Genomic DNA, 13738 nt, shown 5'->3' with positions numbered 1-13738 from the left:
GCGCAGCCGGAGAAACGAGTTCCCGTGTCACGCACGCAGATCGACGCCGATCCCCGGCTCCCGCTGACCCTCCGCAACGGCAGCGCGACCTTCCTCATCGCACTCGCCAGCCTGATGATGGCGAACCTCGCACCGTTCATCATCACCGCGCTCGGCAGCCTCGGCTTCGACCCCGTCGCCTCCGGCAACATCCTCACCTGGGCGCTGCTCGCCTCCGCCGTCGTCGGCCTCGGCACCGGCCGCATCGCCTCCGGCCGACTCCGCCGCCCGCTCGCCATCACCGGGCTCATCGTCGCCGTGGTCGCCTTCGGCGCCGCCGCGCTCGTGCCGTCATCGACGGTCATCGTCACCGGCCTCATCGTCGGCGGCGCAGGCGTCGGCGCGGCGATCTCGACATCGGGCGCCGCCATCGCGGCGCTGCGCAACCCGAATCGCATCTCCGCGACGAGCGGTCTCGTCAACCGAGCACTCATCACCGTGATCCTCGCGGTGATCCCCCTGATCGGCATCACCCAGGGCAGCGTGTTCGGCACGCTCGCACTGATCTCCCTCGTCGGGCTCGCACTCGCGGTGTGGCTGCCGAACGCGCCCGAGCACGCGGCACCCGTCGACGTGACGCAGAGCCTGCAGATCGCCGAGCCCCGACGCATCACGCTCGCGGGCGTCGCGATCCTCTTCCTCTTCCCGATCTGGGGCACGAGCGAAGACGCGATCTGGACGATGGCCCCGGTACTCGGCGACGCGCTCGCCATCGGCGAGCAGTCGCTCGGTTTCACGCTGAGCCTCTCCGCCGCAGGCGGGATCCTCGGCATGCTGATCGCCGCGGTGATCGGCAACCGCTTCGGACGCGCCTGGCCCCTGACCATCGCGCTCGCGATCGGCGGGGTGCTCAAGATCTGGACCGGTCTCACGGCCGACCCCACCACCTTCGCCGTGCTGATCATCGCGGTGAGCTCGATCTACGCCTTCGCCTTCGCCCTGTTCATCGCCACGGCAGCCGGCCTCGATGCCCGCGGCCGCTGGTCGGGGCCGCTGCTCGGGGCCTACCTCGTCGGCTCCAGCTTCGCACCGCTCATCGGCGGCGTGCTCATCGAAGGTCTCGGCATCGGCCCGTTCACGCTCATCACCGGTATCGTCAGCTTCGTGGTGATCCTTCCGATGGTGTTCGTCGCTCGCGTATCGACCGGAGCCGAGCGCGCGCTCGCCCGCTCGGCGGCGCGGGCCGCCGAGCCCGTCCACTGAACACCCAGCCCCAGCCGCCGAGCACCCAGGACTCGGCACCCAGCACCAGCACCAGCACCAGCAACAGCACCAGCACCGAAAGCGAGCCCCCTCATGTCGGCCCCCACCACCGTCTACCGCAACGCCGTCGTCTTCACCGGACCGGCAGACCGCGCCCCGCTGGAGAGCTTCGCGGTCGCCGGCAACCGCTTCCTCGCCGTCGGCGACCTCGATACGGTGCGCGCCGCAGCCGGCCCCGACGCCCGTGAGATCGACCTCGCGGGATCCTTCGTCACCCCCGGGATCACCGAGGGCCACGCGCACATGCTCATGCTGGGTGAAGCGCTCGGCAAGGTCCAATTGCGCGACGCCGATTCCGTGGCCGAAGTGCAGCGCCGCTTGGCCGCCGCTCGCGAGGCGGACCCCGAAGCGATCAAGCTCACCGGAGTGAGCTGGCGCTTCGACATCTTCGCCGAGGGCGAGCGCCCCACCGCGGCGATGCTCGACGCCGTCGTAGCCGACGTGCCCGTCGTGCTCGACGCGAACGATTTGCATTCCGTCTGGGTGAACACGGCGGCACTCGACGCGATGGGCATCACCCGCGAGACGCCCGACCCGGTCGGCGGCGAGATCGTGCGCGATGCGGACGGCAACGCGACCGGCTTCCTGCTCGAGACCGCAGCGGTCAAGTACGCCTGGAGCTACCTGGAGACGATGTCGACCGATGCTGACCGCGACCGCTTCCTCGACAACGCGTTCACCGCATATCTCGAGACCGGCGTCACCGGGGCGACGGAGATGTCGTTCGGCCACGCCGAACTCGCGACCTACGGCCGCCTCCTCGACCGCGACGGGCGGTTGCCCTTCCCCGTGAACGCGCACTGGCTGCTCACCGCATCGGGCGATCTCGACACCGACCTCGCCGAGATCGCAGAGGTCGCGCGGATCCGCGACGAGGTCGCCGAGAAGTACGGCGACCAGTGGCTGCGCATCGCGGGCGTGAAGTTCATTCTCGACGGCGTCATCGATGCCTGCACCGCCGCGATGCGGGCACCGTACGCGAACGGTGCGCTCCCCGGTCCGATCTGGGAGCGCGAATTCGCGCTGCCCGTCGCCGTCGCGGCAGACGCGGCCGGCCTGCAGTTCGCCCTCCACGCCATCGGCGACGAGGCGAGCACCATCGCGCTCGACATGGTCGCCGAAGCCGAACGCGTCAACGGCCCTCGCGCAGACCGCCGCGCGCGGGTGGAGCATCTCGAATACGTCGCCGACGACACCATTGCACGCATGGCCGAACTGGGAGTCACCGCCTCGATGCAGCCCGTGCACTGCGACCCCGCCGTGCTCGACAACTGGCAGGCGGTGCTCGGAGACGAGCGCGCCGTCACCGGGTTCCCCTGGCACAAGTTCCGCGAAGCCGGCGTGCGACTCGCCCTCGGCACCGACGCGCCGACCGCTCCGCACGAGGCGGCCGACAATCTGTTCATCGCGCTCACCGCGCAGTCGGTGCTCGAGCGCGATCGCGCGCCCTACCAGCCCGAGCGCGTCTTCACCCCGCCGCAGGCCCTCGAGGCCTTCACCGTCGGAACCGCGTACGCGACCGGACGCGACGACGAGCTCGGCAGCATCGTTCCGGGCTACCGCGCCAACTTCGTCGTCTGGGCGGCCAATCCCCTGGTCGAGGCCCCCGAACTGCTGCTCGGAGCTTCGGCGGTGCTCACCGTCGTCGACGGCGAGGTGGCGACGGCCGGCTGATCCTCGCATCAATAGACTGGTTCCGTCGTCGATCAGCCGAGGAGGCCCCAATGACGGAGCGCGAACACGCCGCAGCCCACCTCGATCTCGACGAGCTGGATCGCAAGCTCATCGCCGCGCTCCAGGTCGACGGCCGTACGCCCTTCAGCAGCCTCGCCCAGGATCTCGGCGTCTCCGCGTCGTCCGTGCGCTACCGGGTGCAGCGCCTGCAGGACAGCGGGCTCTTCCAGATCGTCGGCATCGCCAATCCGCTGAACATCGGTTTCGACCGTCTCGCACTCATCGGCATCAAGTGCGAGGCGGGCACCGCGCCCGGGGTGTGCGAGGCGCTCGCAGCACTCCCCGAGACCAGCTACGTCGTGCTCACCAGCGGCGGTTTCGACGTGATGGTCGAGGTGGTGTGCCGCGACATCGAGCACTACACCGACCTCATGTTCAGCACCCTGCAGCAGGTGCCAGGCGTCGTCTCGACCGAGTCCTTCTTCGTGCTGAAGGCGCACAAGCTCGCGTACGGGTGGGGCGTCGGGGACGGCTCGTGACTCCGACGCGCGTTCAGCGCGCTCCCTGGCGCGGGCACCGACGAGACAGCAGAATGGGCAGATGAGCATCACGGGAGAGCGCGTCGAGTTCGACTTCGTCGACGCACACGGTGTCGAGATCCGCTGCTACGAGTGGCGCGCGGCCGAACCGGTCGGCGTCGTGCAGATCTCTCACGGCATCGGGGAGCACGCGCTGCGCTATGAGGCGTTCGCGCGCTTCCTCGCCGACATCGGGTTCACCGTCGTCGCCGACGACCACCGCGGGCACGGCGAGACGGGACGCCGCCAGCACGAGGGCGATCTCTCCCGACTGGGCCGGCTCGGGGTCGGCGGGCTCCTCGCCGCAGAAGCAGCGGTGCGCCGACTGGCCGAGATCGCCCGCGAGCGCCACCCCGGCCTGCCCCTCGTCGCCTTCGCGCACTCCTGGGGTTCGCTCATGGCCCAGCGCATCATGAACGAGCACCCGCGCACGTGGGACGCGGTGGTGCTCTCGGGCTCGGCGTTCCGCACCTTCCGCCACATGGAGAGCGGCAATCTCAACGCGAAGTGGGCCTCTCCCGAGGCCAACGGGTTCGAGTGGCTCAGCCGCGACACCGCGGTCTCCGAGGCGTTCGCGAACGATCCCCTGTGCTTCGAAGCCGACATCCTGCGACTCTTCGGCGTCGCCGACGGCCTTCGCCTGTTCGGGAAGCCGGCATCCGGCCTCGCGCCTGACGTGCCGATCCTCATCGTCTCCGGATCGCACGATCCGCTGAGTCGCGGTGACGGTATCCGCCTGCTCGCCGATGCCTATCGGGCGAAGGGCGTGCGCGACGTGACCGTCAAGGTCTACGCCGACGCCCGGCACGAAATCTTGAATGAGACGAACCGCGACGAGGTGTTCGCCGACATCGCGACCTGGATCCAGGAGCGCGTCGCGAGCGACTGATCGCCGAAGCCGCAGTGTCGCTGCGCTCCGCGCGGGCGTACTCTGAAGTCATGAGCATGCACGGCGAGTACAAGGTTCCTGGCGGCAAGCTGGTCGTCGTCGATTTCGAGGTCGTCGACGATCGCATCACCGACTTCCGCCTCTCCGGCGACTTTTTCCTGGAACCCGATGATGCGCTCGGCTGCATCAACGAGGCGATCGAGGGGCACCACCCGAACGGCACGATCGAGGAGTTCTCGACCGCCATCCATCAGGCGCTCCCGAGCGAGGTGCACCTGCTCGGGTTCACGCCCGACTCGGTCGGGGTGGCGATCCGCCGCGCCGTCACCGGTGCCGCGCACTGGCGCGACTACGACTGGCAGATCGTGCACGAACCGCCCATCGCCCCCGTGCTGAACGCCGCGCTCGACGAGGTGCTCACCGCAGCCGTCGGCGAGGGGCTTCGCGGGCCGACTCTGCGCATCTGGGAGTGGAACGCCCCCGCCGTGTTCATCGGCAGCTTCCAGTCGGTGAGGAACGAGGTCGACGAGGAGCAGGCCGCGGCGCGCCACGCGCAGATCGTGCGCCGCATCTCGGGTGGGGGCGCCATGTACATGGAGCCGGAGGCCTGCATCACGTACGCGCTCTACGTCCCGGGAGAGCTCGTGCGGGGCATGAGCTTCGCCGACTCGTACGCGTACCTCGACGAATGGGTGCTCGAGGCGCTGAAGTCGCTCGGCATCGACGCGGTGTACAAGCCGCTCAACGACATCACGAGCCCCCAGGGCAAGATCGGCGGCGCGGCGCAGAAGCGCCTCGGGTCGGGCGCCGTGCTGCACCACGTGACCATGGCGTACGACATGGATGCCGAAGCCATGACGCAGGTGCTGCGCATCGGTCGCGAGAAGCTCTCCGACAAGGGAACCGCGAGCGCTGAGAAGCGCGTCGATCCGCTGCGAAGCCAGACCGGTCTGCCGCGCGAAGAGATCATCGAGCGCATGATCGAGGTCTTCAAGCGCCGGCACGGAGGCACCGATGGCGAGGTCACCGAGGGCGAGTGGGATGCCGCCGAGCGGCTGGTCGAGAAGAAGTTCTTGACGGAGGAGTGGATCCGCCGCGTACCCTAGGGCGCCGCCCGTGCCTGGCAGTACGTCACCCCAGTGGGAGACGGGCGCGCACCGCGAATCCGCCGGCGTCGGTGGCGCCGGCGGTGAGGGCTCCTCCGAGGGCTTCGACGCGTTCGCGCACCCCGGCGAGACCGAGCCCTGAGCCGGGGGCTGGGTGCTGCGCACGCGTCGCGTCCGCAGGCCCGTTCACCACCGCGACATCGAGCGCTTCGGCGTCGGATCGCACCGAGACGGTGATCTCAGACCCTGGCGCGTGTCGCATCGCGTTGCTGAGCGTCTCCTGCACCATCCGATACGCGGTCAGCCCGAGCGCCGGCGCGAGCGACGGCGAGGCGCTGCCCGACTCCTCAGGTCCCTCGACGACGAGGTCGACGCGCACCCCCGAGTGGCGGGTCGACTCGATGAGCGACGGGATATCCGCGATCGACGGCTGCGGGGCGAGCAGCGCATCGCGATCCTCATCGCCGGATCGCAACAGCGTGAGCAACCCGCGCATCTCGGCGAGTGCCTGCCGTGACGACCCGGCGATCGACGCGAATTCCCGTTCTGCGTCATCTCCGAGCGCCGGAAACCGGTACTTCGCCGTCGTCGCCTGCACGCTGATGACCGACATGCTGTGGGCGACCACGTCGTGCAGCTCACGCGCGATGCGGTTGCGCTCTTCGAGCTCCCGGCGCTGCGCGCTCAGCCCGGCGCTCATGCGGCGCTCCTCGCGGAGGGCGCCGCGGTTCGCGAGCCACTGCCGCCCGAGCACGCCTGCGACGAGCATCGCGCCCGACACCGCGGCCGAGACGATGAGATTGGCCCACCCCGCACCATCGATGCCGCCCGGCAGCGCGGCGATCGCACATGCCAGTTGCGGTGCGGCCCACGCGATCGCCGCCCACACCCAGTGGCGGCGCAGCGCGACGATCATCACGAGCGCGGCCTGCACGAGGAGCGCCATGACCGGCCACGGCCACGGCCACGAGAGCCCGGTCGCCGCGCTCGCCAGCACGGTCGATACCGCCGCGATCGACTGCAGCGCGATGCCCGCCGCCGGCCAGCGAACGACGAGCACCACGGCGAGCGCCTGCCCCACCGCGATGAGCATCGCGATCGCGACGTGGATGCCGTAGAGGGACGCGAGCACCGGCCAGCCGACCGCGACGGCGACGATCGCCACGAACGCCGCTGCGATCCACGACCAGTTCTCGGGAGACCACGACGATGCGGCGCTCGCCGGCGCCGTCGCCGGCGTGCGGTTCGGGGCACTCGCCGCTGGGAGCGGGACTGCTGGCCGCGCCCCCACCGGCACCGCTTGCCCGAGCGCTGCGGTCGTCACGAGCACGTCCAGGCGTGCGAGGCCGCGCAGCACCGCAGGCAGCAGCAGGATGAAGACGACGCCGACGACGAGATTGAATCCGGCGTTGACGAGGTGCGAGTGCGTGTACGTGCCGGGCTCGGCCCCGGTCGCGGATTCGATGGCGATCCCGGGGAAGGTCTGTTCGTGCGGCGGCAGGAAGATGCCCCACACCACGTAGGTGAGGCCGCCGAGCGCTGCCGCCGTCCACGCGATCACGAGCACCGTGCTCACGGTGCGCAGTGGAAATGCGATGAGCGTCTCGAAGACGAGATCCGCCCAGCGGCGCGGCTCGCCGAGCACGCGCAGCTGTCCGCGCAGACCCGGTGCGGGCGCCGCGTACTGCGCCGCGGGCAGCTGCCCGCCCCAGCGGCGCACCCGCGCCCGCGAAAGCTGCGCGGCAGCGGAGGCGGCGCGCAGCGTCAGCGGGAGCAGGAGAGCGCCGATCCACACGATCAGCGTTCCGATCGAGAGCAGTGCGAGCGGAACGAGCACGACGAACGCTGCGAGTGAGAGCAGGAAGCCCGGCACGATGAGGGCGTAATCGCGCCCCATGCCTGACAGCATGCGGGCAAAGCGTCGGGTGCTGCCCGATGAGTCGTTCACCATGTCAGCTTCTCCTATTCTGAGGTGCGACGCCAACGGCGTCGTGTCGTGTTGATGCGGCCGGTGCTGGTGCGAAGCCCGGGTGATGGTGCGCGATGAGCAGAATGCCCGCCGCCGCGGCCCCGCCGCTCGTCACCAGCCCGAGCAGAGCGATCGGTGGCAGCGGTGCGTATTCGCCGAGCAGCAGGACGCCGACCCCCACGGCGACGAGCGGATCGAGCACCGTCAGCCCCGCGAGCACCGTCTCGGGCGGTCCGCTCGCGTAGGCGGTCTGCACCAGCCAGAGACCGACGAGCGCGGCGGCTCCGAGAAGTGCGATGAGCGCCCACATCGCACCGGGGGCGATGGCGCGTGCGCCGTGATCGCCGAGCGTCCACGCTCCGTTCCGATGCAGGATCGCGACGCCTTCGACCGCCACCACGTGCATTGCGGCTGCGACGACGCCGTACATCATGCCGGCGGTCACCACGCGGGAGAGGTGACCCGCTCGGCTCACCGCGACGAGCCCCCCGGCCACGATGCCGGCGCCCAGCGCCACCGAGAGCTGCAGCACCTGAGCATCAGCGGGGTGCGCATCCCGGGTGAACCCGGCGCTGACGAGCACGAAGGCCACGACGGCGAGCACGGTGAGTGCGATGCCGGATGCCAGTCCGCGAGTGATCCGCAGCCCCGACGAACCTGCGCTGATGACGGCCGCGACGACGAGGGCGAGTGCGCCGACGGGCTGCACGACGGAGATCGGGGCGAGACCCAGCGCGACGACGTTGAGTGCGGTCGCGCCCACGATGACGGCGCCGCCGAGCAGCCAGAGCGGGGATCGCCACATCTGGAGGAGCCCGTCGGGGATCCGCGCGTTCGGGCGGGGCGGCGACGCCGGGTCGCGATGCATCGCGCCGAGCCGCACCGCGCGATGCTGCAGGTGCGTGCCGGCGGCCAGGCCGACGGCGCCGACTGCGGCGAGAAGCACAGGGAGGAGGACCATGCGGTTCACCGTACGAGCCGCTCGCGCATCTGCGCGTCACCCTCAGGGGTCGACTCGGGTGGTACCTCCGGGTGATCCTCCCACTCGATCTTCTCGATACCATCGAGTTCATGGTGCCGTCAGACCGAGAAAATGCCCCCGTGCGGGTGGCGATCATCGACGATCAGGCGATGGTGCGCCAGGGGTTCGGCGCGCTGCTCGACGCGCAGCCCGACCTCACCGTCGTCGGCAGCGGGTCGGACGGCAGCGAGGCCGTGGAACTGGTGCGGCGATCGCGGCCCGACGTGATCCTCATGGATATTCGCATGCCCCAGATGAACGGTCTCGACGCGACCAGGGCGGTGCTCTCGATGCCCGGGCTCGATCACCCGCGGGTCATCATGCTGACCACCTTCGACGCCGACGAGTACGTCTTCTCGGCGCTGCAGGCCGGCGCGAGCGGGTTCCTGCTGAAAGACGCGACCGCGGAAGACCTCATCGCGGCCGTCCGCGTCGTCGCCGCGGGCAACGCGCTGCTCGCGCCCTCCATCACGAGCAAGCTGATCGCCGACTACGTCGCGCGCCCGGCGCCCCGCGACACCTCAGCGCTGCTCTCGCCGTTGACGGAGCGCGAGCTCGGAGTCATGAAGCTCGTCGCGGTGGGCAAGTCGAACAGCGAGATCGCGGAGCACCTGTTCCTCTCCGAGCAGACCGTGAAGACGCACGTGTCCCGGGTGCTCGGAAAGCTCGGATTGCGGGATCGCACGCAGGTCGTCATCGCCGCGTACGAATCGGGGCTCGTCGGCGTCGGGCGCTGATCCGCCTCACCCCGCAGTTCGGCCGGTTCACCCGCGCGAGTGACGCGGAGCGGGCCACCCCGCTTCTACCGTCTCTCCTTGTACCCGATACAAGGAGCCACCGTGACACTCACCCACTCGCAGCCCGACCTGCTCGCGCTCGATACCTCGGCCTCACCGCCGCCGGCCGCCCGACCGACCTCGCCTGCGCGGCCAGCCTCGCACCGCGACCCCACCGTCGATGCGGTGCGCGCGGGCGCTCTGCTGATCGTCGTCGTGCTGCACGCCCTCATGGTCGGCGCGCAGATCGCACCGACCGGGGCGCTGCGCACGAGTGTCGCGCTTTCTGGCGAAGCCTGGTTCGTGCCGATGACGTGGGTGCTGCAGATCATGCCCCTCTTCTTCATCGCCGGCGGCTTCGCCTCACTGTCGCAGTGGCGGCGCATGCGCGAACGCGGTGCAAGCGCCGCCGAGTACGTCACCGCACGCACGCGCCGCCTGGCCGTGCCCGCGATCCTCATGATCGGATCGGTCGGCGGAGCACTGCTGCTCGCCCGAGCGCTCGGGGCGGACGCCGCCCTCATCGACGAGGCGAGCCTGCGGATCGGCCAGCCGCTGTGGTTCCTCGCGACCTACTTCGGAGTCACCGCGCTGGTGCCGGCGATGGCGTGGCTCCACGACCGGATCCCGCTGATCACCGTGCTCGCGCTCGCCGTCGGCGTCATCATCGTCGACGTGGCGCATGCATGTCTCGGCGCGCCGGTCGGGTATCTCAACCTCGTGCTCGTCTGGCCGCTCATGCAGCAACTCGGATTCCTGATGCGCGACGGGCTGTCGTTCGCCGTGTGGCGCCGGCGGGGCCTGATCACCGGCCTGCTCGCGTCGCTGGCGCTGCTGCTCGCGTTGATCGGGCGAGGATGGTCGCCCGACATGCTCGTGAATCTCAACCCGCCGACGACGGCGATCATGCTGCTCGGCACGGCGCAGTTCTTCGTGCTTCAACTGCTGCGCCCTCGACTCGACTCGCTCACCCGCGCGCCCCGCCTCACGCGCGTCATCTCACGGGCGAACGCCGTCGCGATGGGGGTGTATCTCTGGCACATGCCCGTCGTACTCGGCCTGGTCGCCCTCATGTGGAGCGCCGGCCTGCCCCTGCCGGCCCCGCACTCGGAGGCGTGGTGGGCGACGCGCCCGCTGTGGCTCCTCGTGATCGGGTGCTGCGTGCTGCCGGTGGCCGCCTGCATCGCACCGCTCGAGCAGCGGATAGCCGCGCGACTTCAGGCGATGGCTACGGCTACGGCGACGGGCTTCGGCAACCGCGCCGGCATGCGGGGGATGCGCGGGATGCGGGGGATGCAGGGCTGGTCGGCGTCGCTCAGCGTGCTGTGCGGCATCGGCGGAACCGCCAGTGCACTGCTCGCCGGGATCGCCTCGCCCCTGCCCTACGCAGCCGCGCTCGCGCTCCTCGCACTCGGCCTCCACTTCGCCACGCTGCGCCCGCGCCTGCGCCTACGCCCGCGCCTCGTGACGCTTCGGTGAGAGATGCCGCTTCGGTGAGTCGGTTCGCGCCCGCAGCTGCGCACCGACGCGAGATCTCCTGCCGAAGCCGCCGGCGTCTTGCCGGGCGGGCCGCCGCTACGGCTCGAGAATCACCTTGCCCGTCGTGGCTCGCGACTCGAGCGCCTGATGCGCGGCAGCCGCCTCAGCCAGAGGGAACCGGGCGCCGATGCGGAAGTCGAGCTGGCCGGCCTCCATCGCTGCGAAGAGCTCGCGATAGCGCCACGCCCGCTCTTCAGCGGTGCGCACGAAGTGCCCCATCGAGGGTCGGGTGACCGACAGGGATCCCCCCGCGTTGAGGCGCTGCAGGTCGAAGGGCGGCACTGGGCCACTCGCCGCGCCGAAGAGCACGAGCTCGCCGCGCACGCGCAGCGCCGCCAGCGAATCGTCGAACGTACGCGCCCCGACTCCGTCGTAGACCACGGCGACGCCCTCCCCGTCGGTGAGCTCACGCGCCCGTGCCGAGAAGTCGTCGTAGTCGAAGACCTCGGCGGCCCCTGCACCGAGACTCAGCTCGCGCTTCTCGGCCGTCGAGACGGTCGTGAACACGCGCACCCCGCGCGCGACCAGCAGCTGGGTGAGCAGCAGGCCGACTCCACCGGCTCCTGCGTGCACGACCACCGTCTCCCCTGCCCGGGGCTGCGCGGCCGAGGTGGCGAGATAGTGCGCGGTGATCCCCTGCAGCGGAATGGCCGCGGCGACGTCGGCCGCGATGCCCTCGGGCACGCGCACCGCTCGATCGGCCGGAACGACGAAGCGCTCGGCGTAGGTGCGCGAGGCCTCTGCTGTGGTGATCACGTCACCGGCTGTGTACCCCTCGACGCCGTCCCCGACCTCGAGCACCACGCCGGCGGCTTCTCCTCCGGGGGTGAAGGGGTACTCCACGGAGTAGATGCCCGATCGCTGGTAGGTTTCGATGAAGTTCACGCCGACGGCGCGGGTCTGCACGAGCAGCTCGCCCGCCCCGGGCGCGGGGCTCTCGACCTCGGTGAATTGCAGCAGCTCTGGGCCGCCGGCCTCGGCAACGGTGATCGCGCGCATCTTCGTCATGATTTCAGCCTACGGCGATCGCTCGATCAGCGCTGCCGGAAACTTGCGCTCGCTGCGAGGGTAAGCGGGCGAACGCGTGTTCCTACTCCCGAGCGGGATCGCCTTCGCCATCGCCCCGTTCAAACGCCTCGACGACCTCGGGGCCATCAGTGTCGTCGGGCATCGGCTCGGTGTCCCGAAATGGCTCCGCGTGCGGGTACCCATGCCCTTGAACAGTGCCACTCGTTTCGTGTTTCATCTCCTCGTCGAGTTCGGGTCCATGCTTCGAACTGCCCCGCTCAGTGCCGTTCATCTCTGTTCCTCCCGTTGAGCTGCTTCATTCGCATTCCTGTCAGGGCGGCGACGTCTTGGCTGTGTCGTGCAGCCGGGCGAAGATCGGCGTCTTCGCCCCGCTCACCGCGATCGCAGCAGGTGCGTTGCGATTCGCGAAGTCACCGCATCGACAAGCCTGAGCAGCTTCTCCCGATGCTGCGATGGCCTTGAAACGGCCGCGCATCTCTCTTACTCTGCGCGCCACCATGGCAGCGCGAAGCACGAATGCCCGGGAGATCTCGCTTCTCAAGTCTCGGGCCGCTCCACGTGCGTGTTCGTGCGCGGCACGCAGGACGCCGGTTATTCAACCCCCTCGCGCCTGACAAGATCCGCTGAAATGGTAGGTCCCCCAGCAACCACGGGACGCGATCAGGAGCAAAGGAGAATACGAATGAGCGACCACTTCTCTGCAGAAGTACCGGAAGCCGACGCCCTGGAGCAGAACCGGAACGCGGGGTTCGACGATGAACCAGCTTCTGAAGACATTCTTTCCACGTCATCTGAAGCGGACACGGCAGATGCGCTTGAGCAGTCGATCACGGTGGAGCTTGATGACGACGATGCGTCGTCGGTCGAGACGTATCGTGACTGAGACACGACAGAGCTACCCAGCAACGACGCAGAAACGTGGAAAGCAGCAGGAGGACAGCGCGATGAGCCAATTGACGGTGACGACCAAGTCGAAGAACGGCCAGTGGGTGAACGAAGTGGAAGGCGCCCCTCATCTCTCGAGGAGTTTCCGGGACAAAGAAGAAGCTGTACAGGCTGCCCGTGAATTCGCCGCCGCGCACGATCGCGAGCATCGGATCGAAGAATCGGATCCGACGGGGGCGATTACGGATCCGGATCCCGCGTCATCACCTGAGGCGGAGTCGGCGGGCCCCAACCCACAGGTACCCTTTTCGGAGCCGGGCTAACCGCAGCCTGGACGGGCGTACCCGACCGCCGTCTCATCGATCCGCGGCGAGCTCGGGCGGCTGGCCGCCGCCGAAATCCTCGAAGATCAGAATGGTGCGGGTGTTGCGCACCCACCGAATCGACTGAATGTCTTCGAGCACCACGCGCCGCAGGTGGCTGTTGTCGGCAGCGCGCACGAGCAGCAGTACGTCGAAGTCGCCGCCGACGAGCGCGATGTGCTCGACTTCCGCGATCTCGCCGAGCCGGGCGCGCACCTCCTGCCATCCGGTCTGGTCGATCAGCAGCGTCACGTACGCCGAGGCGTGAGCCCCAGCGCGCACCGGGTCGGTACGCACGGTGAAGTTCATGATGACGCCGCTGTCGACGAGCTTGCGCACGCGGGCATGCGCTCCGGCGCGCGAGATGTGCACCGCCTCGGCGAGCGCGGTCATGGAGATTCTGGCATCGTTCCTGAGCACTGCCAGGATCGCTCGATCGGTGTCGTCTACCTGCATGTCTGCTCCCTTGGAGACCGGCTCGTCGCCCGATACAGATATCCAGTATTCAGGCTGTTCCGCAATCAAACATACAGAAGTCGAGCGAAATCGTGCACAGGCGCGTGAATTGCGAGCACAATAGACGACACATTGACGGACGGATTCAAGGA

The 13738-nt window shown here is 69.3% G+C and carries 14 protein-coding genes; 9 read left to right on the top strand and 5 right to left on the bottom strand.

All coding sequences use genetic code 11. The features are described 5' to 3' along the window. Positions 1 to 24 precede the first annotated feature (24 nt). The 5 genes from JSQ98_RS11315 to lplAB all read left to right on the top strand — a co-directional run bounded on the left by JSQ98_RS11315 (position 25) and on the right by lplAB (position 5549). A complete protein-coding gene (locus JSQ98_RS11315; protein WP_211649770.1) occupies positions 25 to 1242 on the top strand; it encodes an MFS transporter in 1218 nt (405 codons plus the stop codon). 93 nt (positions 1243 to 1335) lie between these two features. Then, positions 1336 to 2976: an amidohydrolase gene (locus JSQ98_RS11310; RefSeq protein ID WP_211649768.1), complete on the top strand. Its 1641-nt coding sequence runs from the start codon at positions 1336 to 1338 to the stop codon at positions 2974 to 2976. Positions 2977 to 3026: 50 nt separating this feature from the next. Continuing rightward, positions 3027 to 3515: an Lrp/AsnC family transcriptional regulator gene (locus tag JSQ98_RS11305; protein WP_090146003.1), complete on the top strand. Its 489-nt coding sequence runs from the start codon at positions 3027 to 3029 to the stop codon at positions 3513 to 3515. Between the two features lie 61 nt (positions 3516 to 3576). Then, positions 3577 to 4443, top strand: a complete 867-nt coding sequence (locus tag JSQ98_RS11300) for an alpha/beta fold hydrolase (protein WP_211649767.1) — start codon at positions 3577 to 3579, stop codon at positions 4441 to 4443. A 56-nt stretch (positions 4444 to 4499) separates the two neighbouring features. After that, positions 4500 to 5549 carry a lipoate-protein ligase LplAB gene (lplAB, locus tag JSQ98_RS11295; RefSeq protein ID WP_211650517.1) on the top strand — a complete coding sequence of 350 codons (1050 nt, stop codon included), beginning with the start codon at positions 4500 to 4502 and terminating at the stop codon, positions 5547 to 5549. 25 nt (positions 5550 to 5574) lie between these two features. On the opposite strand, the gene JSQ98_RS11290 is transcribed toward lplAB, so the two are convergent. Both JSQ98_RS11290 and JSQ98_RS11285 read right to left on the bottom strand, forming a co-directional pair. Then, positions 5575 to 7500: a sensor histidine kinase gene (locus tag JSQ98_RS11290; protein WP_211649766.1), complete on the bottom strand. Its 1926-nt coding sequence runs from the start codon at positions 7498 to 7500 to the stop codon at positions 5575 to 5577. A 1-nt stretch (position 7501) separates the two neighbouring features. Further along, complete coding sequence (locus JSQ98_RS11285; protein WP_211649765.1) at positions 7502 to 8479, bottom strand: hypothetical protein; 978 nt, start codon at positions 8477 to 8479, stop codon at positions 7502 to 7504. A gap of 110 nt (positions 8480 to 8589) precedes the next feature. On the opposite strand from JSQ98_RS11285, the gene JSQ98_RS11280 reads away from it, so the two are divergent. Together JSQ98_RS11280 and JSQ98_RS11275 are read left to right on the top strand one after the other, a co-directional pair. After that, positions 8590 to 9276, top strand: coding sequence for a response regulator (locus tag JSQ98_RS11280; RefSeq protein WP_090147307.1), 687 nt, complete (start codon positions 8590 to 8592; stop codon positions 9274 to 9276). Between the two features lie 102 nt (positions 9277 to 9378). Beyond that, the gene (locus tag JSQ98_RS11275; protein ID WP_211649764.1) at positions 9379 to 10794 is read left to right on the top strand and encodes an acyltransferase family protein; all 1416 of its coding nucleotides are present in this window, start codon (positions 9379 to 9381) and stop codon (positions 10792 to 10794) included. Between the two features lie 96 nt (positions 10795 to 10890). Here JSQ98_RS11275 and JSQ98_RS11270 read toward each other — a convergent pair whose 3' ends face one another. Next, positions 10891 to 11862 (bottom strand): quinone oxidoreductase family protein, encoded by a 972-nt coding sequence (locus JSQ98_RS11270; protein ID WP_211649763.1) that lies wholly within the window; start codon positions 11860 to 11862, stop codon positions 10891 to 10893. Positions 11863 to 11944: 82 nt separating this feature from the next. Continuing rightward, positions 11945 to 12154, bottom strand: a complete 210-nt coding sequence (locus JSQ98_RS11265; RefSeq protein ID WP_211649762.1) for a hypothetical protein — start codon at positions 12152 to 12154, stop codon at positions 11945 to 11947. A 411-nt stretch (positions 12155 to 12565) separates the two neighbouring features. On the opposite strand from JSQ98_RS11265, the gene JSQ98_RS11260 reads away from it, so the two are divergent. Then, entirely contained in the window at positions 12566 to 12766 is a 201-nt protein-coding gene (locus tag JSQ98_RS11260) for a hypothetical protein (protein WP_211649761.1), read from the top strand. Between the two features lie 61 nt (positions 12767 to 12827). Continuing rightward, on the top strand, positions 12828 to 13091 hold the full coding sequence (locus JSQ98_RS11255) for a DUF2188 domain-containing protein (protein ID WP_211649759.1): 264 nt from the start codon (positions 12828 to 12830) through the stop codon (positions 13089 to 13091). Positions 13092 to 13124: 33 nt separating this feature from the next. On the opposite strand, the gene JSQ98_RS11250 is transcribed toward JSQ98_RS11255, so the two are convergent. Then, a complete protein-coding gene (locus JSQ98_RS11250) occupies positions 13125 to 13586 on the bottom strand; it encodes an Lrp/AsnC family transcriptional regulator (protein ID WP_200330615.1) in 462 nt (153 codons plus the stop codon). Positions 13587 to 13738: the final 152 nt, after the last annotated feature.

The sequence above is a fragment of the Leucobacter manosquensis genome (assembly GCF_018304845.1).
Taxonomy (GTDB): domain Bacteria; phylum Actinomycetota; class Actinomycetes; order Actinomycetales; family Microbacteriaceae; genus Leucobacter; species Leucobacter alluvii.
Note: the sequence above shows the minus strand (reverse complement) of the source record. Positions and strands in the feature narration are given on the sequence as shown.

Excerpts from the sequence above, each read along its gene's own strand:
- JSQ98_RS11300 (WP_211649767.1), top strand. The coding sequence starts at position 3,577 with ATGAGCATCACGGGAGAGCGCGTCGAGTTCGACTTCGTCGACGCACAC.
- JSQ98_RS11285 (WP_211649765.1), bottom strand. The coding sequence starts at position 8,479 with ATGGTCCTCCTCCCTGTGCTTCTCGCCGCAGTCGGCGCCGTCGGCCTG.
- JSQ98_RS11250 (WP_200330615.1), bottom strand. The coding sequence starts at position 13,586 with ATGCAGGTAGACGACACCGATCGAGCGATCCTGGCAGTGCTCAGGAAC.
- JSQ98_RS11255 (WP_211649759.1), top strand. The coding sequence starts at position 12,828 with ATGAGCCAATTGACGGTGACGACCAAGTCGAAGAACGGCCAGTGGGTG.
- JSQ98_RS11270 (WP_211649763.1), bottom strand. The coding sequence starts at position 11,862 with ATGACGAAGATGCGCGCGATCACCGTTGCCGAGGCCGGCGGCCCAGAG.
- JSQ98_RS11265 (WP_211649762.1), bottom strand. The coding sequence starts at position 12,154 with ATGAACGGCACTGAGCGGGGCAGTTCGAAGCATGGACCCGAACTCGAC.
- JSQ98_RS11280 (WP_090147307.1), top strand. The coding sequence starts at position 8,590 with ATGGTGCCGTCAGACCGAGAAAATGCCCCCGTGCGGGTGGCGATCATC.
- JSQ98_RS11290 (WP_211649766.1), bottom strand. The coding sequence starts at position 7,500 with ATGGTGAACGACTCATCGGGCAGCACCCGACGCTTTGCCCGCATGCTG.
- JSQ98_RS11310 (WP_211649768.1), top strand. The coding sequence starts at position 1,336 with ATGTCGGCCCCCACCACCGTCTACCGCAACGCCGTCGTCTTCACCGGA.
- JSQ98_RS11260 (WP_211649761.1), top strand. The coding sequence starts at position 12,566 with ATGAGCGACCACTTCTCTGCAGAAGTACCGGAAGCCGACGCCCTGGAG.
- JSQ98_RS11305 (WP_090146003.1), top strand. The coding sequence starts at position 3,027 with ATGACGGAGCGCGAACACGCCGCAGCCCACCTCGATCTCGACGAGCTG.
- lplAB (WP_211650517.1), top strand. The coding sequence starts at position 4,500 with ATGCACGGCGAGTACAAGGTTCCTGGCGGCAAGCTGGTCGTCGTCGAT.